The sequence below is a fragment of the Lipingzhangella rawalii genome, from assembly GCF_031628175.1.
GTDB lineage: Bacteria > Actinomycetota > Actinomycetes > Streptosporangiales > Streptosporangiaceae > Lipingzhangella_A > Lipingzhangella_A rawalii.
Map to the genome: position 1 here is coordinate 141,621 of NZ_JAVLVT010000002.1, position 23,827 is coordinate 165,447.

Consider the following 23,827-nt stretch of genomic DNA (forward strand, 5'->3'; position numbering starts at 1 on the left):
GCCGCAGACTGGCAACGGCCCCTGACTGGAACGAGCAGCCTAGCCGGACCTACCGGTCCCACAAAAGCCGCGACACGCGCCTCGAAGCGGGCGGACCGTCCGCTCCGCGACTATGCGCCCCCGGACCAGCGAACCCAACTCCATAGGCACTCAGGCGGCGGGGGCCAGGTCGTAGCTGTGCCATGCGCTCCACACGCCCGCGTCATCCCGTTGGTACAGGGTGAACTGGCAGGCGCGGAACAGCGCGGCATAGTCGAACAGCGACTCGAAGGCCTGCTCCAGCTTCGGCGCCTCAAGGTCGTGGGCGACGGTGACATGCGGATGGTACGGAAACGACAGGCTGCGCCCCAGCGGCCCGGAACGAACCTTGCGTTGCAGGCGCTCACAGTCGCCGATGCCCCGCACAACCGGAACGAAGACCACCGGGGAGACCGGCTGGAAGGTCGCCGCTCCCCGCAACATGACGTCGAAACAGGTGTGGGAGGCAGCGACCTCACACAGGTGCCGGTGCGCCCCGTCCAGGGCCTCCACCGAGAGCGGGGTGGGCGGCAACAGGGTGATGTGTGCGGGAACCAGACTCGCCAGGGGATCCCCGAACGACGAGCGCCAGCTCTCCAGCTCGGAACCGAACGGTTCGGGGATCGCGATAGACACACCCACCGTGGCGACCCCCTGGTCCGGAACCGGGTCAGCGGGATGCTCCGGAACGCGGTCGAGTGTGGCCACGGGATCGACGCCCCCCGGGGCGGCCACGGGCCCGGTGCCTCGTAGAGCCACCTGACACCACCTCTCAACAGCGATGACGCCCTCCGGCGTCGAGGTCAGCGTCTGTCACTCCCCATAATCTAGCTCCGTGGCGCAGCCCGCGCCGCACCTGGTGCACCGTGCCGCAACCGAATCTGTACCCGCTCGTTGTTCGGTCTGCTGCACCCCCGTCTTCGAGGATGGTCACTCCCGGTCACTGCACGACGTCGAAGACCATCTTCTGGACGCCGTTGCGGTAGGACTCGCTCTCGACCAGCGCCAGCCGTTGCTTATCCTTGTCGGTGTCGCTGAACATGCGTTTGCCGGCCCCGAGCAGCACGGGGAACACCAGCAGGTGGTACCGGTCGAGAAGTCCGGCGTCGGCGAGGTTTCGGCCCAGGGCCGCACTACCGTGGACGAGGATCGGGCCACCCTCGGTCTCCTTCAGCGCGGAGACCTCGTCGAGGGAGCGGAGGATCGTGGTCTCCCCCCAGTTGTCGACCAGGTCGTCCGTGCTCAGGGTGGTGGAGACGACGTACTTCGGTAGGGCGTTGTAGGTGGCGAACTCCGTCATCTCCGGCCACACCGGAGCGAAAGCCTGGTAGGAAACCCGGCCCAGCAGCACGGCCCCGGCCTCCTCCTGCTCGGTGGTCTTCAACGCGTAGGCCTCATCGAGGACCTCGATGTCTCGGAAGGTCCATCCGGCGCTGCGGTGGGTCTCCCCGGCGCCACCTCCGGGGGAGTCAACCACTCCGTCCAGGGAGACGAAGGCGGTGTAGATCAGGACGCGCATCGTTCGTTCCTCTCGCGTTGGGTGTGCGGGTGCCACCGGGGCTGACCGCAACGGTGCCGCACACTCATCGGTGTCTGCGGACGTGATCTGCCAGCCGTGATCAGATCAACCAAGAGCGGATCGAACTCACCCCTACAGCACGGGACCGGCGGGGCCACCCAACTATGGGGCTACCCCGGAGACGGCGAACCGGCCCCTCAAATTTGGAACCGCAGGCCAGTCCACCTGAGGAGGGGACCGTGGGCCACCGGTCCCGGACTGCGGCGCGGAGTGGCACCGGTGCCGGTGATGTGCTCCCGGACCGGTGCTGTCGGTATCTGGCGACTAACCTGGAATCGACCCCACTCCCCGATTGTGAGGAACATCGTGCCAGCTCAACCTGCTGATCAGCACCCGCAGCGGGTGGCCAGAATGTTCACTGCCACCCTCGGGACGGCCCCCACGAGCGTGTGGCACATGCCCGAGCTGGCGAGCCTGCTGGGGGAACACACCGGGCCCGCCGGTGGTCTGGCGCTGCCCTTCGCGCTGCCCTGGGGGCCGAGTGTGGCCCTGGACCTCACCGACAGCGGCCCGGTCGAGGTGCACGCGCCGGGGAGGGAGCCATTGCGCATGCAGCACCCTGCCGCCCGCGTCTCCTCGCCGGATTTCGACTGGGCGGCGCCGGCCCTGCGGGCGGTCGAGCTGCTGTCGGAAGCGGGCTACATCTCCGGTGGCGGCCCGGCGGGCCGCGGAATTCGGATCGTCCTGGACACCACGCCCACCCCGGGCACCGCCGCCGCCACCGCTGTGGAGTGTGCCGTCCTTCTCGCGCTCGCCGAAACGCTGGGGCACGACGATCTGGTGGCTCAGCCGCGCCAGCTTGCCGCACGCACCGCGGCCGCCACACCCGACGCTTCGGACCCGTGGGGCACCCTGGCCCGCAGCGCGGCGGTGCGCTGCCGCGCGGACCACGTGCTGTTCCTGGACACGCACACGCACGGTGGCCGGGGGCTGCCCCTCCCCCTCGCCGATCATGAGCTGTGTCTCCAGGTGGTGGACACGCATCCGCAGGCCGCTCCGGGCCGGGACGGCGCCCCTAACGACTGGCCGGCCAGCTGTGTGGAGGCGGCGGAGCGGCTGGGTGTGGGGCTGCTCCGCGAGGTGGCCGAGGAGCCCGACCTGGGTCCGGTGCTCCAGCGTGTGCCCCAGGGGCCACTCCGGCGCAGGGTGCGGCATATGTTGACCGAGATCCACCGGGTGAACGCGGCCGCCGGGCTGCTGCGGATGGGCGTGGTGGCGGAGCTGGGACCCCTGCTCAACACGGCGCATCTGTCCCTGCGGGACCAGCTGGAGTGCTCCACGGCGGAGGTGGACCTCGCCGTGGAGACGGCTGTCCACAACGGCGCGCGCGGAGCGCGCCTCACCGGCCCCGGCGAGGCGGGGCGGGTGCTGGTGCTCTGCCCGGTGCCCAGGGACAGCCGGATCCGGGAGGCGATCAGCTCTGCATTCGCGGCCAAGGGCTGGCCGGAACCCACGGTGCGTACCGTCGCCGCGACCGGTGGTGGGCCGTCGCGTCCTCTGTGACCGGGGCCCGCACGGATGTGGGGCCAGCAGGCGGGGGTCGGCCCATCCCTGCCCCGGGTTGAACCGGACTACGCTGTGATCCGTCCCAACAGTAACGGGCAACGAAGCCCGCAAGCCGGGGACCGGACGGAGACGAACAGGTAAGGCGGTCGCAACCATGGGCGATGCGCAGGACGACCACAATCGGCCGGGAGTGTTCCGACGGCCGGGATCCGAGGCCGGCTCGGACGACTTCGAGCGGTTGTACCGCCCCGGGGAATCCGGACGTCGTTCTGGCAGCGCCTCCGGGGCGGGGCCGCCCAACCGCTCCTCCCGCGAACGTGACTCCGAGTCACGGTCGCGTCGCCCGGCGCGGCGGTACGCTACCGGGGACGTTCGAGACGGAACCGGCCGCAAGCGCCAGCAGCGGGAACGCAGGAGCCGACGCCGCCGCATCGCGGTGCTCACGGTTCTGGTGGTGCTTCTGGTGATTCCCGGACTGTTCTACCTCTGGGCCGATTCGCGACTGCATCGCGTGGAGGCACTCACCGACTACGAGGGGCGCCCGGACAGCCAACCGGGGACGACCTACATGATCGTGGGTGACGACAGCCGTGAGGGACTGTCGGACGAGGAGCAGGCGGAGTTGGCCACCGGCAGTGACGACGGCGCGGAGCTGGCCGACACCATCATGGTGCTGTACGTGCCCTCCAGCGGCGACCCCACCTTGGTGAGCGTGCCACGAGACTCCCTGGTGACGATCCCCGAGCACGGGGACCGAAAGATCAACGCGGCCTACTCTTTTGGGGGCCCGTCCCTGTTGACCCGCACATTCGAGGAGTCCACCGGGGTCCGGATCGACCACTACGTGGAGGTCGGTTTCGCCGGATTCGTAGACATTGTCGATGCGGTCGGTGGCGTGGAGCTGTGCCCCGACGACGCGATCACCGATCCCAAGGCTGCGTTGGACATCGAGGCTGGCTGCCAGGAGATGGACGGGGGGACGGCCCTGGGGTACGTCCGTACCCGGGCGACACCGCGCGGTGACCTGGACCGGGTCGAGCGCCAGCGCGAGTTCTTCGGGGCGCTGATCGAGACGACGACCTCCCCCGGGGTGATGTTCAATCCGGTTCGCTCGGTTCCGCTGGTCCTGGAGGGCACCGACAATTTCGAGGTGGACGAGTCCGACCGCCTGCGGCACCTGATGTCCATGGGGCTGGCTATGCGGGGTGGTATCGAAACCAGCGCCATCCCGGTGGCGAGCACACCGACCCTGGAGGGGCTGGGCTCGGTCGTGATGTGGGACGAGCAGCGCTCCGAGCAGATGTTCGCGGCGATGCGCGCGGGAGAGCCCGTCCCCGAAGAGGCGATGGAGGACTGACGCACCCCCGGAGGGGCCGGCGGCCGCCGCCGGCCGGAACGGTCCTGGTCGGTGCCCGTCCCGGCCGGGGACGCCGAGATCAGTCCTCGATGGTTATGGTGGCCGAGCGGTAGTTGCGGTCGGTTCCGCCCGGCTCGTAGTGCCGTTCAATGTTTCCGGCCGCGTCCACGGCGAACCAGTTGATGGTGGTCGTGTCCTCGATCCGGAGTGTTTCCGCACCCTCGCGCACGCCGGCGCTCTGGAGGCGGGTGGAATCGAAGTCGGGGCGGGACCCGTCGAGGGTGTAGAAGATCGCCGCCGGTTCGGTGGTCTCGAAACTGACCTCTACCGGCCCGTCGTAGCTGCCGGTGCCCGGGTCGAGGTGCGAGCGGGGGGCCACATTGTTCCGGTCCAGTTCGTCGGCCACCTCCAGCATGGCGTAGAGGCCGTTGGAGTACTCCATGGCCTGTTGGTGTGCCTCGGGCCATTCCGGCTGGAAACCCTCGGTGCCCAGCTCGAAGGCCCAGGCGTAGATGTCGTGCTCGTACCAGAAGTAGTCCCCGGAGTTCCCGGCCGCCGAGTACAGAACGTCGATGATCGGGCCGGTGCGGGCGGGCGGAACCACGGTTCCCCGCTGGTTCTGGATGGCGCCGAGAATGTGTTCGGAGGCGCCCCAGAAAAAGGCCTCCTCGTCAATCTCGGGGCGTGGGGCGGGCACGCGCCCATCGGCGATATAGCTTCCGGGCGCCCACATGAAGTAGTCACCCCAGGAGTGGATGTTCATCGCGAACTCGATGTTGGGGTACTCGTCGGCGATCCAGGCCACATTCTGGGCCTCCGGTTCACTCTGCGGCTCCGGCCCGGCGAAGGAGTCGCTGAGACAGGAGGTGGAGGCGCCGGCATAGCCGTCCCACAGGGTGTGCGAGTCGTGGTTGCGGTTGAGATCCACGCCCCAGTGGTCGCGCAGCAACGGATCCGAGGTCTGCTCGGGGCAGTGGTTGGTCATGTTGCGCCGTTGCATGGCGAAGTCGTGGAAGGAGTAGTGGGTGCCGTCGGGGTTGACCGAGGGCACGATGAAGATGTCGAGGTTGTCAACGAGCTGTCGGGTGGGTTCGTGTACCGCGTAGTTGCGCAGTAGCCGCTCCGCGGTCTCGATGGCCACGAGGGGTGTCTGCCACTCCCGGGCGTGCTCCTGGGAGTAGGCCAACACCCCCATCTGGTCACCGGTGCGTTCGGCGCCGATCCGGAGCATCTGTACGGTCTGTGGGTCTCGGGGCACGCTGTCCGGGGCGCTGAGCCCGTCGTCGAGCCGGGTTTGCTCGGCGGGCTCGACGACGCCGTCACCGTCGCTTCCCCGGAACGTGAAGGCATGCACCAGGTGGCCGGCGTGGTTGTTGAGTGCGGTCACGACGTCCGCGGCGGTGCTGGTCGGCTCGCCGTCGGCGTCGGTCCCGAGATGGACCCGGATCCCGGATCCGATGGTGGTGACGTCGAGTTCCGCGTTGGCGGTGCCGGGGTCAACCAGTTCGATCGTGATGTCGTTTCCGCCCTCGTGTCCCCAGTCCCGGGATTGGACGGTGAAGGCACTGTCGTTGCCGGATCCGCTGCTGTGCCCCTCGGGGAAGAGCGCCTGGGCGTGGCGCCGGTAGCCGTTCGTCTGATGGGGGAGCTCCACGATCTCGGCGAGCTCCGGGAACTCGTCAGCGAGCTGTTCGATACGCTCGTCCAGCTCCCCGGGGGTGAGGTAGGAGGTGACGAAATCCGTGAACGGAGGCGGGTTCTCGTCCGGCTCCTCGGGAAGCCACTCGTCAACCTCGCTGGTGTCACTACCGCCGTTGGGGCTGGTGACGGTGATGCTGTCCGGACGTTCGTCCACGGGGGCCGCCCCGCGGTGGTACATGTACACGCCCGCGTCGAAGAACCGGGTGAGGGTCTGGGTACTGCCGTCGTCGCGCTCCACAGTCAGTTCGAAGTTCTCGTCCTGGCCGTCGCTGGTTTTGGCCTCGACGGAGAGGTACTCGCCCTCGGCGCTCTCGAAGTAGTCCGCACGGACGACCGTCACTGTGTCTGTGTCGGTTTCTGTGTCGTCGAGGGGTGTGGCCTCCTCCTGGAGAGCGGTGTTCTCCGCCTCGTGTTCGGCAATGGTGGCCTCGCGTTCGGCCAGGCGATCCTCGGCGTCGGACTCGGTGTAGATGATGTCGCCCAGTTCGAATCCGGAGCTGGCGAGCTCCTCGTCCTGGCCGGGACGCAGGACGACCGAGGCGGTGAAGCCGGCTTCGGAGTGGTCCAGTGCGGCGATGTCGGCGCCGAAGTCCACCAGGTCGTCCAGCTCGGTAACCCCCGCCAGGGGCACCTCAACAATGCTGGCCTCCTCCAGCTCGGGGGCCTCCGGGTCCGCGTGTGCCGGGAGGGGCATGGCCATGGCCACCAGGAGTGCGGCCGCGGCGGCGGTGGTTGACAGGGTGACGGAGCGGGCGGTTCGCGTGCGTGGGTGTTCTCGCCGGTCGTGGGGGTGTGGAGTGCGCATGGCTGGCCGTCTCCTAGATCGGGGCGCCCGCGGTCTGCGGTGGCGCCGGCCGAAAGGTCTCCAGGCACCGGAATGCCTCCTGGGCAGGCCGGTGCGACGAAGCGCGCCGGAGCCAGCGCAGGCACGCGGCAACTCCCCGAACTGGACGGCGGAAGACTCGAGGGGGTGGGTGGAGGGGGGATCGTCGGGACCGAGATGGGGGGACTATCGCTGCGCACACTGAACCCGCCCGGCACGCGGTATTCGCGCAATTTGTCGGATATTTACACTTGTGCGGCCTGGAGTCAATGCCCGAGATGCGCCGAGCCCCGCTGGCCTCGTCCGGACCTCCCCCGGCAGCGGTGCCCGGCGCTCCACGATGTCCGTCCGGGGCCGGGGGCCGGCGGCCGGGGATAGGCCCCTCCCCAAACGAACCTCGACGTCGTAGGGCCTATCGCGGCCTTGACGCCGGGTTCGGCCCGCCGCCCCGCCCCATCATCCGGTTAGCCCCCTCATCGGCTTTGCCGTGCCCCCATGAATTGGGGGTGCCCCCGAAGTGCCAGAGCCACCTCGTTGATCCCCACAGTGACCGATGCGCGCCGACGCCGTCGGGGTGCGCGGCCCACGCCAAGGAGTTGTGCACCGTTGTTGTCACATTCGACGTTGCTCTGCGCACTATGGCAATGGCACCGGGCGCTCATAGCCACACGTTGAGTCGTCTGCCATACACCGACCGGTCAAGACCACACGAGTTCCGGCCAGGCGAGCGCGGGTGCGGTGCAGGCGTTGACTTGTGCGAGCAGCCCGAGCCGGTTGGCCTGGACCTCAGGGTCCTTGGTCATGACCATCACGCTGTCGAAGAACTCGTTAATCGGCGCGATAAGCGTTCTGGCAATGGGGGTGAACTCCCGCAGGTTCACAGTGTGCTCCCGCAGCTTCCCGGCGGTCGCGGTGAGTGCCTCGTGCAGGGCCTGTTCGGCCGGTTCGGTGAACAGGGCGGGGTCATACGTGGACGACTGTCCGTCTGGCAGGATCCGCTGCACGCGCTGTAGTGCGGCGGCCAGCTCTCGGAAATCCGATTCGCTTTTGAGCTGGGACAAATCGGTGGCATCCTGCTCCGCGCGGGCCGGAGTATCGGCGTGCAGCAACACGGCGCGTACGACGTCCACGGCGTGGCCGGCGTCGATGAGATACTGCTCGAAGCGGCGGGTGATGAACTGCTCGGCCTCGGGCACTGCCTCCACCGCACCGTGCACTGGCTGATGAGCGGCGGCGACAGTCAACAGCTGGGACACACTAAGCGGGGCGAGCCGGGGCTGGGTGCGGAGGATTCCGGTCAGGCCCAGTGCCGCGCGCCGGAGCCCAAACGGATCAGAGCTACCAGTGGGACCAGATCCGATTGCGAACAGCCCAGTGAGCAGGTCGAGCCGATCGGCGAGGGCCAGCACTGCGCCCGGTAGAGATTCGGGATAGGCGTCGGTGGCCCACCGAGGCTGTTCCATCTCGAACAGCGCTTGGGCCACCGACGGGTCTTCACCCGCCTGGCGGGCATACTCGCGCGCCATGATCCCGGCCAGACTGGAAAGTTCGATGACCATATCTGAGGCGAGGTCGAACTTGGCCAACGCTCCTGCCCGCGTCACGGTGGTCTTCTCCTCGGCGGTGAGGTCGAGGTGGCCGGTGAGATCGGTGGCGATAGCGGCGATGCGCTGGGCGCGATCGGCCATGGAGCCCAGGCGCTGTTCGAAGGTGAGCTTCTCCAACCCGTGCTTGATCTGGTCGGGTGGTGTCCGCAGGTCGTTGTGGTAGAAGAAGGCGGCGTCGTCGTAGCGAGCGCGGAGCACCGCCTCGTTGCCGGCGCGTACTTGGTCAAGATCGCAGGCGCCGTTGGCGATGGTGATGAAGGTGGGCAGGAGATTGCCCTGTTGGTCACGCACCGGGAGGTAGCGCTGGTGCTTACGCATCACGGTGGTGAGGATGTCTGCGGGTAGCTTCAGATAGCTCTCGTCGAAGGAGCCGCGGATGGCTACCGGTTCCTCGACCAGGTGCACGATCTCGCCCACAGTGCCGTGGTCACCGTCAACATCGATGACTCCCCCAACCTCGCCGGCCAACGTGGTGGCGGCGTTGAGGATCCGTTCGCGGCGCTCGGTGGCGTCGGCGACGATTCCGTGTCCAGCCAGCGTACTCAGCAGGGAATCGGCATCGACCACGGTGGTGCTAGATGGGCTGGCGAAGCGATGGAGTTGTGTCGTTCTGTCACTCGTCAGGGTGGAGACGCTAAACGGGACTACCTGTTCGCCGAGTAGGGCGAGGATCCAGCGAATCGGACGAGTGAACGACAGCCCGGGCGCACTCCAGCGCATGTTCTTTTCACCGCGCAGGCCCGAGATTGCTTCGCCGAGCACTTCAGCCAGCACTTCGGCGGCCTGCCGTCCGTGCACCTGACGGACGAGGCCCACGTACTCTCCCCCACTGACCGTGATCTGCTCCAGATCGCTGACCTCAACTCCTTGACCACGAGCGAACCCCAGTGCAGCCTTGGTGGGATTGTTTTCGGCATCGTAGGCAGCCGCGAGGCGAGGGCCTCGGACGGTGTGCTCATAGTCCTCCTCACGGGGCTGCACCTGCTCAATGCGGGCGATCAGCCGCCGCGGGGCGGCGTACGCGGTAATGTCTCCGTGGCCGAGGCGGGTCTGGGCCAAGCGTTCGCGCAGCGCCTGCCGCAGGGCCTCGGGAAGTCGCTCCACCTCACTGGGAGGCATCTCCTCCACTCCGATCTCCAGGACCAGGGTCGCGGGCCCCGCGATCTCGGGAAAGTCCATGGACTGGGCCGGTTCCGCCTGCTGAGTGGAGGCCACCCCGAGTGGGAATCCGTTCTCCTCACGGCGTTCCACCCATAGTTTGGCCACTTCGTGCGCGAGGTTTCGCATACGGGCGAAGGCCCGGGCTCGTTCGGTGGTACCGATCGCGCCGCGTGCATCCAGCACGTTGAAGGCCTGGGAACACTTGAGGACTTGGCTGTGGGCAGGGACGGGCAGTCGGGCGTCAATCAGCCGGCGTGCCTCGGCCTCGTAGGAGTCGAACAAGGTGCGGGTGGTCGCGATGTCGGCATCGTCGAGGTAGTAACGGCTCATCTCGTACTCGACCTGGCCGAACAGCTCACCGTAGGAGAAGTCGGGGGTGTAGGTGATGTCCTTGAAGTGGCTCACCCCCTGTAGCGCCATAATGATGCGCTCCATGCCGTAGGTGATCTCCACAGACACGGGGTCCAGAGTGAGGCCGCCGGATTGCTGGAAGTAGGTGAACTGGGTGATCTCCAGCCCGTCCAGCCAGACCTCCCAGCCCAGCCCCCAGGCACCCAGCGCCGGGGAGGCCCAGTTGTCCTCAACGAAACGCACGTCGTGTGCGGCGGTGTCGATACCCAGTGCCTGCAAGCTGCCCAAATACAACTCCTGGGCCTTGGCCGGCTCGGGTTTGAGGATGACCTGGTACTGGGTGTGGGTCTGAAGCCGGTTGGGATTATCGCCGTAACGCGAATCATCGGGGCGCACACTGGGCTCGACATAGCCCACCCGCCAGGGCTCAGGCCCGAGCACGCGCAGCGCAGTGGCCGGGTTGAGGGTACCCGCCCCGACCTCGGTATTCATCGGCTGCATCACCGCGCAGCCATGATCGGCCCAGTACTGGGACAACCGGATCAGGGCTTCCTGCATCGTCAACACGGCACGACCCCACACACTAACGTGAAAACTGGTATCCATCTGAGTAGCGCTGCACGGTTCCTGCATCGCTACTCAGCTAGCGGCGGAATAGGAGCTAGGAAAGGTAGGCCCGCGTGCAAACTTGAGCAGCGCTGCACAACCTTGACCTAGACGCAGTCTAGTCATGTATCCAAGCCCTGGTCTCCCACTCAGTCGAACCCGTGGGGGCGGCCGCATGGTGCCGTCGGCTTGCAGTCGAGGCATCCGGGTGGGCGTTCGATGTCCAGGGGGCGGAGTTGTTGGGAGAGCCCGCCGTCGAGGGTCAAGGTGTGGCCATTGGTCATGTCGAAGGCGGCGGAGCCGAACGCGGCCACGGCAGCGGCGATCTCGGCTACACGGGCGTAGCGATGGAGGGGAACCAGCCGCACCAGCGGCTCGGCATAGGCCCCGTCCTGGGCCGTGCTGGCGGATTCGGCGATGGGGCCGATAGCGACCAGGCGGCTGGAGATACCGTAGGGCCCGTACTCCAAAGCGAAGGAACGTACCAGGGACGCAACACCGGCCTTGGCGGCGTCGTAGGCGGCCTTGTAGCGGTGGGCCCGAATAGCGCCGACCGATCCCAGTACGGTCAGTGCACCGGGAACTTCGTTCTCCGCGGCGATACGTGCGGTGGTGCGCAGGGCGGCGTAGGCAACGGTGAGATTGTCGTCGACGAGGGCGCGGAAGGCGTCGGTGTCGATGTCGGCGATGTGGGTCGGCTCAGGAACGAAGCCCGCGGTATGGAACAGCTCGACGCGGCTGGCGCCGCGCAGGAAGTCAGCGACGAGGTCGCCGAAGTCCGCGCTGCGGCAGTCGGCCTGGTGGATCTCGCCTGCGGTGGTGCTCGCTGCCTCGTCGCGCGTGGTGTCGATTGCCAGCAGCGTGCCGGGCTCCTCGGTGAGGTGGTGGGTGAGTGCTTGGCCCACGAGCCCGCGGGCGCCGGTGATGATCCGGTGGGTCATCGCGGTGTCTTTCTGCGTAGTTGGAGGGCGTACTTGGGGCCCCAGGACAGCGTTGTTGCCGGGTAGAGCCCAAGGCGCGCGGCGGTCTCGGTAAGGGTGTCGGGGTCGATCCACACCCAGGGGAACCAGGAGCTGGCCTGTTCGCCCAAGCGCAGGCGGAGTTCGACCTCACCGGGGTAGCGGCCAGCGGCGCGTTTCCGCGCGGCATGCGCGGCGTGGTGCGGGTTGGTCTGTGTGGTGTGCCGCCAGTCCACGCTGGTTACGATCAGGCTCCCGGTAGGGGTGAGCAGATCGCACATGCGGCCCAGGAAGGGTCCCAGTCGGGCGAGGTAACCGGCGATACCGAGGTTGCCGCCGAGCGCGAGGACGGTGTCGTACGGGCGTGCGGGCTGGTAGTGCCAGATGTCGGCGTGGTGGCAGGTATGGCCGTTCGCGCGGGCCAGGGCGATGGCGTGGGCGCAGGTGTCGATGCCCTCGCCGGTCAGGCCGCGTTGCCGGATCGTGTCCAGATGCCGCCCGGTCGCGCATCCTACGTCCAGGCTGTGGCCGTCGTCGATGAGGTCCAGTGCGGCCAGATCCACCGGAGGCTCGGCCTGGGGGTCGCGAAGCCACCAGGCCAGATCGGCGGTGCTGATGTGGCCGTCGGCGCGTTCGCTCAGCAACGCCTGTCCTGGAGCATCGCCGCGCAGGGCTGCCGCCATGATCTGGTCGGGAGAGGGCGGAGTCATCAGGAGTCCGTGAAACGCAGGGTCGGCAGTAGGGCGGCATCCTCCACCACGAGGCGCGGGGTGTCGCCTGGGGAGGCGTGGTCGTGCCCGGTGCATACGAGGGCCCCGGTGGCCGTGGTGACGTGGGCCAGGCGGTGCAGCGCGGCCAGGTTGGCGCTCTTGGTCGCGATCAGACCGGGCTGGGGGCCAGTCTGTAGGCAGGCGGCGATGACCGCCAGGTGGATGGCGTCGTAGCCGGTAGGTCCTCCCCGCAACCGCGCGAGTGTGCCGCGGGGCACCACGCGGGCGAGGTCGTCTGCTGAGAGCCGGGCCAGGATGGTGGCGAGCCGCTCACGCAGGTCGTCGGGATCCAGCTCGCTCAGCAGTCGCAGGCCACACCCGAGGTCGGCGGCCAGCGACCGGTAGGTTGCGCCGATATCGCCGGGGTCGCGGTAGAGGAAGCGCGGGGTGAGATCGTCCACGCACAGCGTCACCCGTTCGGCGGGAATAACGGTGGTGACCGCGGTGAGAAAATGCCGAGTACTGGCTCCGAGCGTGGGGGCGCCGAACAAGGGCACCACCACGGGCGCTTCCGCGCCCGCCGCGGGCTGGCCGCCCAGCCGGGTCAGGCGCAGTTCGAGACTTTCCGCCGGGCGTGCCATCGCCTGGTGGGCGGTGAGGCTCTGGGCGCGCAGGTCGTTCCACACCCCGGCCACCGCTTCCCTAACCTGCTGGCAGACCTCCTGGCGCGCGGAACTGATGCGTTCGGCCCCCACCAGACCCAGGGTGAAGGCCAGAAACCACAGCGCATCAGAGCCGGCCGGGCGCAGCTTGGCATGAGCTGGCGGATCGGTAAGCGGCTCGGACCCATACAGCCGACACAGCGGGGCCACGCTTTCCAAGTCGCCAAGGTTCCGCCGGGCCTGGACATGGGCCCCCAAGTACACCCGCCGCGCGCCCACGGCATCGGCGGCGGCCGCGACCAGCAGGTCGGCCAGGTCCAGCGCACGGCGCCTGAACGCGCTGCGCCGGGCCCGCTCCACCAGGGGCGTAGCCACCGCAGGCAGAGTGTGTACGGCATCCGCCGCCTCGACAGCGTATCCGCGGTGCTCCCACGCCTGGACGATCCGGCCCAGGCACGCCCGATCCCCGGCGTCGTTGGTCAACCGCGCGCGGCCGGTGGGGATTCCGGCCAGGACCACGTCCGTGCCAGCGCGCTGGGCCTCGCAGGCGGCGTCGGTGATCTCGCAGAACTGCTGTGCGGTGACCCGGGGCGTATCGGTATAGACGAGCGGGTACAGGATCGCGCCACCGGCCCTACCGGAGCGCTCGGGCGGGGAACGCCAGCGCGGACTCCGCTGGGCCAGCGCCTCGTCCAGGGACTGGTCCCCCGCAAGCGGCGCGAGCCAACCCTGGGAGCGTTCGGCGAGCCAATCCACCACGGCCTCGCGTGTAGTGCTGCTGGCCACGCTCATTCGGGCCCCCGGTAGGCGACGTCATAACCCCACCAGCGGGGCGTGAGGCGCCATTCCGTCACTGCCGAGACATCGAAGTCCGCGCCACGCGCCCAGGACAGCGACTCCTCGAACAGGCGCCGCATCCGCTCGGTGTCGGCGGCCAGTTCCAGACCGGCCTGAATACGCCGGTGAGCCTCGGCCAACCGGTCCTCGGCAGATGCCTGCCACCACTGGCGATCCCGGACATCCGGGCCCAGCTCGACCGCTGAGTACAACGCAGGCAGGCCCAACCAGTCCCGGTGGACGATACCGGGGGCCAGCGATGCGGCGAAGTGGCCCTGGAGCTGGCGGAGCTGGTCGAGCACCTTGTGCGCGGTCGGGATCTCCTCAGCCGAGGAGACCGCTACCAACAGATCGATGTCGGAGTGGGCATAAGGGTGCTTGACCGACAGCGGCGACTGCGACCCTTCGACGAAGACCGGCAACACTGAGACCGAGGCCACCAGGTCACCGAGTTCGCGCGTGAAGACGCGTGCACTGGCCTCCACCCGTTCGACGAACTCAAACGGGCCCACCCGGTTCACGCGGTAGGCGCTGGGATCGGTGCGCAAGGTCGCGTCGAAAGCGGAGAAATCCTGGCCCCACACCTGTCCTGGCGTCAGACGAAACGCCGTCTCCACCGTGCGATGCAGGTCCACGTTGGCCAGTGCCGGCTCATCCAAAAACCGTTCCACACCACGCTCACGAAATCCGTCCTCGGCCCTCTGGGCATGCTCGATCGCGGTGTCGCCCTCGCGTTCCACCCCGTCGACAAAGGCGTTGACCGTGATGTAGGTGACTTCCTCCAGACTGCTCGCGGCCACGGAATGCCGCCAGCCGATGGGGACGAACACCACGTCGCCGGGCCGGCAGGCAAACTCCACCCGTTCGTCTTCGCGGGCCAGGACCGCGGTCGCAGCCCCGGAGGTGAACACGAACGTCTGCTCCATGTCCGTGTGCACGTGCGGCGGTACCGCGCCACGTCCCGGAACCCGGACGACGAACACCTCCGTGCCACGCGCTTCCTCACGCCTGACTAAGAAGTCGTTGGCATGACTACCGAAATCGAATGGCTCTCCGTGCTCAAGACGGCCTTTCAACGGGCGCAGGTCGCGCGGGGACACGAGGGGAACCTCCTCAGGGAGCAGTGGGTCTTGGTATCGAACAAACACGGTCATAGAAGGCGGTCATGTCCTGGGCGGCCTGCGACCATGTGGGCAACGCACACTGCGTCGGTGTCGGCGTCGGTGTCGGCGTCGGTGTCGGCGTCGGCGTCGGCGTCGACACCGCCTCCGCTCGTCGCTCCTCCGCCATCGCACGCCAGGTTTGGATGGCACCTGCGTCGTCCCAGGGCTCGGTGACCAGCCAGGACCGCGCCGCAGCCCCGTAGGCGTCCATCCCCACCGGCCGAGACGACAGCACCGAACGCCCCAACTGCACAGCCAGCACCAGAATCCCGCTCGACCAAATCCGCCGATAGGGCAACGCCACCCACCCGACCTCGCGCATCATCGCCACCAGGTCATCGACGGAGTGAAAACCCGGCCGGTAAGAGATACGGTCATCGGCCCGTGCGAGCTCCCGGAGATCTTGGTGGATCCTCGCCTCGTCCGGATAGCCCGCCACCACCAACCGCTGCTCGGCCCCGGCGTAGCGGTGAAACGCTGCGGCGAACGCGCCCGTACGCTTATAGGCGCGCAACCGACCGAAACACCCAATGCTTTGGTCATTCGCTGGTGGGGCGGCAGGCGCCCCGGCGAGATCGGGATAGCGCGGGTGCGCGCAATGCAGGGCCAGATCCGGCAGGTGCGGCCGTTCCTCGCGGGCCAACTGCTCATGCTCGGCCGAGAAGAAGTGCACCCCTGAGGTCAGGCGGTCCACAGCCCACAGGAACTCACGAACGTCTTCGGCATCCGCGCCTTCGTGAGGCGCAAGATTGTGCACGGTCTGCACCAGACGCGCTCCAGCATCAACCAGGCCTGTCAAGACCTCAACAGCTCGGGAGAAACCCACCCCCCGGCCGAGTTTTTCCGGCCAATGGAGGTGCACCACATCAGGGCACGGTGACAACACGTCCAGAGCATCGGGGAATACGAATCCGGGTTCGTCTCGACATAATCCCGGGCGCATGACTCGATAGCCAAGACGAGCAATACACTCCTCGACAAACCTCACGTAGTCATTCCATACACACGACTCCGGAATCTGCAATAACGTCTTCGGTGGGGACGGACGTCCATCGCCCCAACCGGAGACCCATCGTCCGTCGGCATGGCCGGTTCCACAGGTAACCATTGTGCCTATAAATCCCCTCACTCCAAGATCACAAAACTCCTCCATATGGCTCCGTGGATCTCATCCGCGGATACTCGACCCAGCCATCAGCAGTAACGTGCAAAATAGGATGCATCCACCCTGATCTCCACCAACATCGAGCGACGCTGCCCGCAAATTCTGCTATAAGAAATTCCTCTCAAACAACTTGAACTACAATGAAAGAGAAAGCAGACGCAACGATCTGAAATTCTTCCGAAGAAGGGCCACAGAGCAGTTTGCCCCACCCGTTCCGGTTGGCTTGTATCGAACTCTCGGTGACCGGGCAGCGCCGAGTGGTGGCGGGATAGCTGTCCAGGCGCCCATGCGGCCCGTCCGCGGAGCCACGCATAACTTTGTGACCATCTCCGCGCGAGTGAGTAGCTGCATCAGGGCGGGTTCCTGTACGAGTCGGGCGTGTGGTCAAGGGCTCAAGGCCCGCTCGGACCGGCAGGGCAAGGGTGCGCAACAGAGTGGAGAGGAGAGCCAGGAAACGTGGTTTACGGGGATGGCGTGTCCTGCTCCGTACGCCTGGCGGGCGCGCCGAGTGCGCTTCGCCATCCCTGAAGTCATGCTTAGAGTGCTTAGGGCACGCGGAGCAGCAGGGCTTCCTGGTGTATTGCCATCGGGGTTGGGTTCTGGGCAGGGGTGTGGGTGAGCTGGGCGGTGACTGTGTACCCCTCGGGTGCACGACGCCAGAACAGCCGCTCACACAACTCCTGGGTGATCGCCAACCCGCGACCGTGCTCGGCATCGGCGGTTGGCCGGCACACCACCGGCACCGACCCAGCGACAGCCTCCTCACCCACCTTTTCCGAGGAGGAACCGAGAGCCACGGCGGGATTGGTGACATCCACACGGATCCGCCGCGCGGCCACAAACACCCGCAGCCGCACCACCCCTGTCACCGCGCCGGTGGTGGGAGCAACCTCGAAAGTGAGGCCGCTGTGGCGCAGGGCGTTGGTGACCAGCTCGCTGATCACCAACAACGTGGCCTCAATCGCCTCGGTATCGCTCACCCGAGGTCGCAGCAGGTCTGTGGCCCAGGCCCGCGCCCAGCCCGCGCTCGCCGTCTGGGAGGGCAGCACGTGGATGAACACCTCACACATCATGCCCACCCCCCCCGGCGGGCGGACCCGCGTGGGCCGCACGAGCGGCCTACCAGTCGCCGCGGCACGAAGCTGCTCACCCAGACCACCCACCTGATCCGCACCCAGTTCGAGCAGGAGCCCCGGCCAGGAACACCCGCCGGTGTTCCACAGATCCCGGCCCGCATCACTCGCATGCACCCGCTCCAGATCCTCCGGCGCCTTCTCCAAAGCCTGGACGGCGCGGTGGGGTCGATGCGTCTCAACAAAACCCAACCCCGGCGGGGGCTCCGGATTGCCGGTCATGGGGCCACCACCCCCACCGACTCCCGAGGCACATCCCCGCGCAGTACCCCTGCTGGCTGCTGGGCCTCCGGCTGCTGGCCACGCCCGGAATCCAGCCCCCGCAGGCCCGCGAGCACCTGTTCCAACACCGCGACCGGTGGGGAATCTGGCCGAAGCCGATCCACCGACGACCCAACCGCATTCCCCGGCCACGGGTCCTCCTCGACATCACCGGCGGGCACGCACACCAGCGGAAACGGACAGGGATGCTCAATCGGATGTACCGAGGACCACAAACACTCCGCCACCGGACACTGCCAGATCACCACCGGAGCACACGGAGGCTCACCCCTGCCGACACACCCAGACGGCTCCTGATCCGCCCACAGCCGCTGCTCTTCACGCAAGCGAACGTACGGCCGTACCCGCACAGCCCCACGCCCGCGCCGCCGGACCCACCGGCGCGAATTACCCCCCACCGCAACAGACTCCACGCCGGGGAGCGTGTTTGCCCGCCAGGGCGAGCTTCGTTCAGGCGCCGCCAACATGCGCAGCAGCGCAACCACACCGCGCCGCAACCGAAGTTTCGGGAGTCTCACCAGCACCACTCCAAGTTTCGCAAACGCTGGACGTTCCAGCGAAATGGCTAGGCACTTGCCATACTCTATAGAAAACTTCGATTTTTCAAGCGGGTATGCGAAACTTGTGGACCAGAAGCCGGCTAGAGTGGGCGTATGCAGCGCTCCTACAGTCCCTCCGTGCGCCGCCGCCGACTCGCCGCCGAACTCCGCAAGGCCAGAGAAGCCGCCGGCCTGACCGGCGCGCAGGCGGCACGCAACCTTGAGTGGCCCCACTCGAAGCTCACGAAGATCGAAGGTGCTCAACAGGGCGTGAAGACTGCTGACCTCACCGCCGCTATGGACCTCTACGCCATCACCGACCAAGACACCCGCGAAGCGATGTTGCGCCTCGCCCGGGAATCGAAAGAACGCGGCTGGTGGTGGAAGTACCGCGACATCTTCGGAGAGCGCGCGCTCCCGGACTGGGAAGCCGAGGCGTCCGGCATCCGTTGCTGGCAGGCACAGCTCGTCCCAGGCCTACTACAGACGCCCGACTACATCGAGGCTGTGTTCCGCGCCGGCGACGCACACGACGACTCGGTTGTTACTCGCCACGTCAAAGGCCGAATCGAACGACAGCAGATCCTCCACGGAGTACGCCCACCCCGCTTTTCCGCGATCCTGGACGAAGGAGCGATCCGCCGCCAGATCGGCGGGCGAAACGTGCTCCTGGAACAGCTGGAGCACCTCTGCAACATGGCAACCCGTCACAACATCGATCTGCGAGTCCTGCCCTTCGACAGCGGAGAACACCAGGCATCGAACGGCTCGTTCACCATCCTCGACTTCCCCAACCCGGCCGACATCCCGGTAGCGTTCACCGAAACCGTGACATCTAGCCTGGTAGTGGAAGAGCCTGCCGAGCTGGCGAGCTACAACGACGTCTGGGCGAACGTCCAAGGCGCCGCTTTGACAGCGGCTCGCTCGGTAGAGTCCATCCGCCAAGTGATGCGAGACCTTACCTAGTCTCCGAAAGAACGAGTGGTACCGATGACTGACCTGGAGTTCCACACGTCGTCCTACAGCGGAAACCGCCAGGACTGCGTGGAAGTAGCCCACCAGCCCCAGGGGGCAGCAGTACGCGACACGAAGAACCGTGAGGCCGGCCACCTGGAGTTTCCCCCACACGAGTGGCAAGCATTCGTGCACGCCGCACGAACCGACAGCCTGTAGCAACGAAACACGAAGCTCCCCACCATACTCGGTTCGGTGGGGAGCTTACGCGTACCTAGCCACTCCAAAGAGTGGTACATCAACGATCCTACCGAGCACCACGACCAAGGTCTACGCAGCAGCCCCAGCAACCAAAATGGACGGCACGCGTCGGGCGCCGTGTAAAGAAGCGCACTCCCCTCCGCAGCGGGACTGCGCCCCACGACCACCGCACCCCCCACGCCCGACGCCGCCGGCGCCCAGCACGGCGCGTGCGACAGGTGCCGCCAAGGCTCTCGGCTCGTGTTCCCCAGTCGTTGAATGTGCGGGTGCTTCAAGTGATGGTGGCCGCCGAGCGCCGCGGATCACTCGGCCGGGGCCGTGGCTACGCTCCGGGCACGCTCACGAACAGGACCGCCAGCCAGATCCACCCGGCCAGAAGCGCCAGCCGCTGCCACAACCCAGCCCCGGGCGCATCCCGTTCCCAGGCCGCGGCGAACACCCACACCAGCACTGCGGTGCCAACAGCGGTCGCCGCCGAATACCAACGCAGCCAGGACTCGAGATCCCCCAGGGCCGCGACCAGGGCCGCACCGGGCACCCCCGCGAACACCACGGCCCCGGCCCGGTCGTGCCACTGGTGCCGCCGCGAGAAACCCTCGGGGGTCGTATCCGGCGTACCAGGTGGGTAGCCCCGCATCGGATCCATCCGCCAGATTCCCGAGGCCACCAGCGCCAGACCCACCACCCCGACCATCGAGGCGAGCCAGTGGTGCTGTGCTGCGAGACCGGCCGCCCCCACCACCATGCCGATGCCACACTGCCAGAAGTTCGCCGTCTGAACCCAGCCCCGTGGCCCCAGGGCAAGCGCGCTGACGGGATGGCGACCGACCACGAAACCTGGCCGTGTCCACCCGTCCAGGGTGAACACGGCCAGGAATCCCAACGCGGCGAGGGCGCCGACTGTGGCGAGGACCGTCACCGGTCCCACCGGAAGAACAGGGCTGCCACCAGCCCGCCGACCACCGTGAACGCGATCAGGACCAGGATGTTGGACGCGTCCACCGACTCCCCCATCCACGCATGGGACAGGGCGTCCACCGCGGCCCCGAACGGCAGCCACTCTCCGAGGCGGGCCAGCGTGTCCGGGAGCGAATCTTGCCCCCCGAACATCCCGCCGAGGGCCCCCAGCGCGAAGAACCCCACCAGGCCGAACGCGAGCGCCGCGTTGGGGGTCGGCGCCACCGCGGCCACAACCATCCCCAGGGCGTACATCGCGGCGATCGTCAACGCGACCACACCCAGCGCGGCACCGGCATGCATCGGCAGTGTGGCGTCAAAGAAAACGAGGGCCACCCCGAAAGCCAAGGTGATGCCCACGATCGCCTGGAGCAGGCTCACCACGACCTGGGCGATCAGCACCATCGCGGGATGGGCAGGGGTGACCGCGAGCCGACGCAGGACCCCGGTCTTGCGATACGTCGCGAGGAAACTTGGCATGTTGATGACGCCGATCGTGGCGATCACGATCGTGAACACGATGGGCAGCACATAGATGTCCAGGGCCGAACGCCCCGCCACCACCTCCTCGTCGGCGGCCATGGAGGCGTTCATGACGAGGATCAGCAGCGGCAGCCCAATCGGAACGACGAGCCCGGCGGTGTCCCGGGCGACCATCTTCGCCTCACAGCGGATCAGCATGAGCCACGAGCCGATCCCAGGGCGACGGGCGGGAAGGGTGGTGGTGGAGGTGGTCACGCTGCGTTCTCCTCGTCGTTCTCGTGCTCGAGTTCCTTGCCGGTCAGTGCCACGAATGCGTCTTCGAGACCGGCGGTTCCGGCCCGGCGGATGATCCCGGCGCAGGTGTCGAGGGCCACGACACGCCCCGCATCGATGACAGCGACCCGGTCACAGAGGCGTTCCACCTCGTCCATGGCATGGCTGACCAGCACAACCGTCTCTTCGGTGAGGCTTTCGATCGATGTCCACATCCGTCGGCGCGCCCGGGGGTCCAGGCCGGTGGTGAGCTCGTCGAGAATCACCACCCGGGGCCGCCCGGCGAGCGCGAGCGCGATGGACAGCCGCTGCTGTTGGCCCCCGGAGAGCTTGTCGAAACGGGTGCGGCGCTGCGAACCGAGCTCCACCAGGTCCAACAGTTCGTCGGTGGGGCGGGGGTCGGGGTAGAAGCTGCGGTAGAGATTCACCAGTTCCACGACGGTCAGTGTGTCGTGGAGTTGTGCCTTCTGTAGCTGCACCCCGAGGACCTGACGCAGTGCCGCACGATCCCGGCGGGGATCCAACCCGAACACGGTGACCTGGCCGGAGTCGGGCGTGCGCAGCCCGGCGATCATTTCGACAGTGGTGGTTTTTCCGGCGCCGTTCGTGCCGAGGATGCCCAGAACCTCCCCGGGCTCGACCCGCAGGCTGACGTCCGCGACCGCGAGGGTGTCCCCGTAGCGCTTCTGGAGGTGTTCGGCGTGGATGGCTGGTTCGTTCATGGGCTCAAAGCTAGGCCGAGGGCCGGCAGGGGCGCCTGTGCCGAAGGTCAGCAATGACCACCATGACTTTCGGCACCTGGGTCAGCCCACGGCAGGCTCTAAGCTTGTGCCATGCGTCGTTTCACTCCGGAGGAGTGGTCGGGGGTCGCGATGCTTGCGGTGTGCGTCGGCATCGGCGCGCCCGTCGCACTCGGCCCGATCGATCCCCACATCCCCCTCGTCGCCTGGCTGTTGGTGTACGCGGCGACCCTCGGGGCCGTGGTGGGCACCGCGATCAACGTCGACCATCCCCGGGTGCAGTCCGTGACCTACGCGGCGGCGGTTGTGCTCAGCTGGTGTGTCCTGCTGACCGTTCCCAACCCGGGGATGCTGGCGATCCTGCTGGTCGTCATCGCCGCCTTCGGATGTTACGTACTGGGGTTACGGGCGAACCTGCTCGTGGTGGCGCTGAACAGCGGTGTCATCACCGTCGCCTGGGTCCTGAGTGGGCGGGACACCGCCGATGTCCTGTTGAGTGTCGGCTTCTACACCATGATCCAGCTGGCCGCGTTGTTGAGCGTCACGGCACTGCTGCGGGAACAGCGCATGCGTGCGGAGCTCACCGAGGCCCACGTGGAGCTCCAGGCCACGGGCGCGCTGCTGGAGGAGTCCACCCGCACGGCCGAGCGCCTACGCATCTCACGGGAGCTGCACGACCTCATCGGGCACCAGCTCACCGTGCTCACCCTGGAGCTGGAGGCGGCCCGGCACCGGCAGGGGGAAGCTGTCCAGGCCCATATCGAGCGCGCCAACGACGTGGCCCGGGGACTGCTGGCGGACGTACGTTCCACGGTGAGTACTCTGCGCACGGAGTCGTCGACGGACCTAGCCACGGCGCTGCGGAACGTGGGTCGGGACGTGCCCGGACTGGACATCGGAATCGAGGTTGCCGAAAACGTGCGCGCAGACGAGGAGCAGACCGCGGCCCTGATCCGCGCTACCCAGGAGGTCGTCACGAACACGCTGAAGCACGCCGAGGCGCGGGAACTGTGGATCGACGTCACGCAGGACGACGAGGCGATCCACCTCACCGCTGTCGACGACGGCAAGGGGGCGCCCGGGGTGACTCCCGGGAACGGTCTTCGTGGCTTGGCGGAACGGTTCGACGCCCTCGGTGGCCGGGTGGACTGTGACGGCACTTCGGGGTTTCGGGTGAGTGCCCGGGTGCCGGTCCGATGACCCGGGTTGTGGTGGTCGACGACCAGACGCTGGTACGTCAGGGCATCCGGGGGTTGTTGGACGTCGCGGGGATCGACGTGGTGGGCGAGGCCGACGACGGTGCCGCCGCCCTCGACACCATCACCGAGGTGGAACCGGACGTGGTCCTGTTGGACCTGCGCATGCCGGGCCACGACGGTATCTGGGCCCTGGAGCAGCTCCGCGACCGGGGCATGGACGTTCCGGTGCTCGTCCTCACCACCTTCGACGACGACACGCTGGTCCTGGAGGCCCTTCGGGCGGGGGCGCGCGGCTACCTGCTGAAGGATGTCACGCTCGACCAGCTCACCCGAGCCGTCGAGACGCTCGCCGGCGGTGGCACCATGATCGCGCCCTCCATCACCGACCGGCTGGTACGGGCCGTGCAGAGTGGGGCCAGTCCGGTCGGGGCCGACGCCCCGCCGGTGCAGGAACTCACCGAGCGGGAGGTTGAGGTGCTGCGGCTGGTGGCCGAGGGATACAACAACCGGGAGATTTCCGAGGTGCTGTATCTGGCGGAGGGCACGGTCAAAAACCACGTGTCCACGATTCTCGTCAAGCTCTGCGCCCGGGACCGTACGAACGCGGTGTTGCGGGCCCTCCACGACGGCATCCTGCGCTGAGAACGCCGCTGCGGTACGCCCCGGGATCCCCCCAGCGGTGGGCGGGCCTCCCCCATCGGCCTTTTCCCCATCCCATCGTGTGTGGGGGCGCCCCGAGGCGCCAGAGCCACCGCAATGCCCCCCTGAAGCGGGTGGAGGTGAGCGGCTACCGGCCCGTGT

The 23,827-nt window shown here is 67.5% G+C and carries 20 protein-coding genes; 6 read left to right on the forward strand and 14 right to left on the reverse strand.

Going from position 1 to position 23,827, the window contains the following annotated elements; genetic code table 11:
- Positions 1-150 precede the first annotated feature (150 nt).
- The gene (locus tag RIF23_RS05900; protein WP_310911366.1) at positions 151-777 is read right to left on the reverse strand and encodes a 2'-5' RNA ligase family protein; all 627 of its coding nucleotides are present in this window, start codon (positions 775-777) and stop codon (positions 151-153) included.
- A gap of 181 nt (positions 778-958) precedes the next feature.
- Entirely contained in the window at positions 959-1,537 is a 579-nt protein-coding gene (locus RIF23_RS05905; RefSeq protein WP_310911368.1) for a dihydrofolate reductase family protein, read from the reverse strand.
- A gap of 411 nt (positions 1,538-1,948) precedes the next feature.
- Here RIF23_RS05905 and RIF23_RS05910 point away from each other — a divergent pair, with 411 nt between their 5' ends.
- Both RIF23_RS05910 and RIF23_RS05915 read left to right on the forward strand, forming a co-directional pair.
- Positions 1,949-3,100, forward strand: coding sequence for a galactokinase (locus tag RIF23_RS05910; RefSeq protein WP_310911369.1), 1,152 nt, complete (start codon positions 1,949-1,951; stop codon positions 3,098-3,100).
- A 157-nt stretch (positions 3,101-3,257) separates the two neighbouring features.
- On the forward strand, positions 3,258-4,460 hold the full coding sequence (locus RIF23_RS05915; RefSeq protein WP_310911370.1) for an LCP family protein: 1,203 nt from the start codon (positions 3,258-3,260) through the stop codon (positions 4,458-4,460).
- A gap of 79 nt (positions 4,461-4,539) precedes the next feature.
- Here RIF23_RS05915 and RIF23_RS05920 read toward each other — a convergent pair whose 3' ends face one another.
- The 9 genes from RIF23_RS05920 to RIF23_RS05960 form a co-directional block, all read right to left on the reverse strand.
- On the reverse strand, positions 4,540-6,966 hold the full coding sequence (locus tag RIF23_RS05920; protein WP_310911371.1) for a M14 family metallopeptidase: 2,427 nt from the start codon (positions 6,964-6,966) through the stop codon (positions 4,540-4,542).
- Positions 6,967-7,682: 716 nt separating this feature from the next.
- Complete coding sequence (locus RIF23_RS05925; RefSeq protein WP_310911533.1) at positions 7,683-10,661, reverse strand: glycine--tRNA ligase; 2,979 nt, start codon at positions 10,659-10,661, stop codon at positions 7,683-7,685.
- Positions 10,662-10,858: 197 nt separating this feature from the next.
- Entirely contained in the window at positions 10,859-11,650 is a 792-nt protein-coding gene (locus RIF23_RS05930; protein WP_310911372.1) for an SDR family oxidoreductase, read from the reverse strand.
- Positions 11,647-12,378 carry a class I SAM-dependent methyltransferase gene (locus tag RIF23_RS05935; RefSeq protein ID WP_310911373.1) on the reverse strand — a complete coding sequence of 244 codons (732 nt, stop codon included), beginning with the start codon at positions 12,376-12,378 and terminating at the stop codon, positions 11,647-11,649. The genes RIF23_RS05930 and RIF23_RS05935 overlap by 4 nt, the downstream gene beginning before the upstream one ends.
- Entirely contained in the window at positions 12,378-13,832 is a 1,455-nt protein-coding gene (locus RIF23_RS05940) for a hypothetical protein (RefSeq protein ID WP_310911374.1), read from the reverse strand. The genes RIF23_RS05935 and RIF23_RS05940 overlap by 1 nt, the downstream gene beginning before the upstream one ends.
- Positions 13,829-14,977 (reverse strand): cupin domain-containing protein, encoded by a 1,149-nt coding sequence (locus tag RIF23_RS05945; protein ID WP_310911375.1) that lies wholly within the window; start codon positions 14,975-14,977, stop codon positions 13,829-13,831. The genes RIF23_RS05940 and RIF23_RS05945 overlap by 4 nt, the downstream gene beginning before the upstream one ends.
- 13 nt (positions 14,978-14,990) lie before the next feature.
- Entirely contained in the window at positions 14,991-16,028 is a 1,038-nt protein-coding gene (locus RIF23_RS05950; RefSeq protein ID WP_310911376.1) for a glycosyltransferase family protein, read from the reverse strand.
- Positions 16,029-16,750: 722 nt separating this feature from the next.
- The gene (locus RIF23_RS05955) at positions 16,751-17,560 is read right to left on the reverse strand and encodes an ATP-binding protein (RefSeq protein ID WP_310911377.1); all 810 of its coding nucleotides are present in this window, start codon (positions 17,558-17,560) and stop codon (positions 16,751-16,753) included.
- Positions 17,557-17,781, reverse strand: coding sequence for a hypothetical protein (locus RIF23_RS05960; protein WP_310911378.1), 225 nt, complete (start codon positions 17,779-17,781; stop codon positions 17,557-17,559). The genes RIF23_RS05955 and RIF23_RS05960 overlap by 4 nt, the downstream gene beginning before the upstream one ends.
- Positions 17,782-18,273: 492 nt before the next feature.
- Here RIF23_RS05960 and RIF23_RS05965 point away from each other — a divergent pair, with 492 nt between their 5' ends.
- Both RIF23_RS05965 and RIF23_RS05970 read left to right on the forward strand, forming a co-directional pair.
- Complete coding sequence (locus tag RIF23_RS05965) at positions 18,274-19,125, forward strand: helix-turn-helix domain-containing protein (RefSeq protein WP_310911379.1); 852 nt, start codon at positions 18,274-18,276, stop codon at positions 19,123-19,125.
- Positions 19,126-19,149: 24 nt separating this feature from the next.
- Complete coding sequence (locus RIF23_RS05970) at positions 19,150-19,332, forward strand: DUF397 domain-containing protein (protein WP_310911380.1); 183 nt, start codon at positions 19,150-19,152, stop codon at positions 19,330-19,332.
- A gap of 364 nt (positions 19,333-19,696) precedes the next feature.
- Here the strand turns inward: RIF23_RS05970 and RIF23_RS05975 are convergent, their stop codons facing one another.
- From RIF23_RS05975 to RIF23_RS05985, 3 genes are read right to left on the reverse strand one after another with little or no spacing between them, the layout of a single operon-like run.
- Positions 19,697-20,293 carry a DUF998 domain-containing protein gene (locus RIF23_RS05975; protein WP_310911381.1) on the reverse strand — a complete coding sequence of 199 codons (597 nt, stop codon included), beginning with the start codon at positions 20,291-20,293 and terminating at the stop codon, positions 19,697-19,699.
- The gene (locus RIF23_RS05980) at positions 20,290-21,069 is read right to left on the reverse strand and encodes an ABC transporter permease (RefSeq protein ID WP_310911382.1); all 780 of its coding nucleotides are present in this window, start codon (positions 21,067-21,069) and stop codon (positions 20,290-20,292) included. The genes RIF23_RS05975 and RIF23_RS05980 overlap by 4 nt, the downstream gene beginning before the upstream one ends.
- Positions 21,066-21,809, reverse strand: coding sequence for an ABC transporter ATP-binding protein (locus RIF23_RS05985; protein ID WP_310911383.1), 744 nt, complete (start codon positions 21,807-21,809; stop codon positions 21,066-21,068). The genes RIF23_RS05980 and RIF23_RS05985 overlap by 4 nt, the downstream gene beginning before the upstream one ends.
- Positions 21,810-21,920: 111 nt before the next feature.
- Here RIF23_RS05985 and RIF23_RS05990 point away from each other — a divergent pair, with 111 nt between their 5' ends.
- Both RIF23_RS05990 and RIF23_RS05995 read left to right on the forward strand, forming a co-directional pair.
- A complete protein-coding gene (locus RIF23_RS05990) occupies positions 21,921-23,027 on the forward strand; it encodes a sensor histidine kinase (RefSeq protein WP_310911384.1) in 1,107 nt (368 codons plus the stop codon).
- Positions 23,024-23,668 carry a response regulator transcription factor gene (locus tag RIF23_RS05995; protein WP_310911385.1) on the forward strand — a complete coding sequence of 215 codons (645 nt, stop codon included), beginning with the start codon at positions 23,024-23,026 and terminating at the stop codon, positions 23,666-23,668. Before RIF23_RS05990 ends, RIF23_RS05995 begins: the two co-directional genes overlap by 4 nt.
- Positions 23,669-23,827: the final 159 nt, after the last annotated feature.

Excerpts from the sequence above, each read along its gene's own strand:
- RIF23_RS05940 (WP_310911374.1), bottom strand. The coding sequence starts at position 13,832 with ATGAGCGTGGCCAGCAGCACTACACGCGAGGCCGTGGTGGATTGGCTC.
- RIF23_RS05935 (WP_310911373.1), bottom strand. The coding sequence starts at position 12,378 with ATGACTCCGCCCTCTCCCGACCAGATCATGGCGGCAGCCCTGCGCGGC.
- RIF23_RS05915 (WP_310911370.1), top strand. The coding sequence starts at position 3,258 with ATGGGCGATGCGCAGGACGACCACAATCGGCCGGGAGTGTTCCGACGG.
- RIF23_RS05910 (WP_310911369.1), top strand. The coding sequence starts at position 1,949 with ATGTTCACTGCCACCCTCGGGACGGCCCCCACGAGCGTGTGGCACATG.
- RIF23_RS05955 (WP_310911377.1), bottom strand. The coding sequence starts at position 17,560 with ATGACCGGCAATCCGGAGCCCCCGCCGGGGTTGGGTTTTGTTGAGACG.
- RIF23_RS05920 (WP_310911371.1), bottom strand. The coding sequence starts at position 6,966 with ATGCGCACTCCACACCCCCACGACCGGCGAGAACACCCACGCACGCGA.
- RIF23_RS05985 (WP_310911383.1), bottom strand. The coding sequence starts at position 21,809 with ATGAACGAACCAGCCATCCACGCCGAACACCTCCAGAAGCGCTACGGG.
- RIF23_RS05970 (WP_310911380.1), top strand. The coding sequence starts at position 19,150 with ATGACTGACCTGGAGTTCCACACGTCGTCCTACAGCGGAAACCGCCAG.
- RIF23_RS05925 (WP_310911533.1), bottom strand. The coding sequence starts at position 10,661 with ATGCAGGAAGCCCTGATCCGGTTGTCCCAGTACTGGGCCGATCATGGC.
- RIF23_RS05990 (WP_310911384.1), top strand. The coding sequence starts at position 21,921 with ATGCGTCGTTTCACTCCGGAGGAGTGGTCGGGGGTCGCGATGCTTGCG.
- RIF23_RS05995 (WP_310911385.1), top strand. The coding sequence starts at position 23,024 with ATGACCCGGGTTGTGGTGGTCGACGACCAGACGCTGGTACGTCAGGGC.
- RIF23_RS05965 (WP_310911379.1), top strand. The coding sequence starts at position 18,274 with ATGCAGCGCTCCTACAGTCCCTCCGTGCGCCGCCGCCGACTCGCCGCC.
- RIF23_RS05905 (WP_310911368.1), bottom strand. The coding sequence starts at position 1,537 with ATGCGCGTCCTGATCTACACCGCCTTCGTCTCCCTGGACGGAGTGGTT.
- RIF23_RS05930 (WP_310911372.1), bottom strand. The coding sequence starts at position 11,650 with ATGACCCACCGGATCATCACCGGCGCCCGCGGGCTCGTGGGCCAAGCA.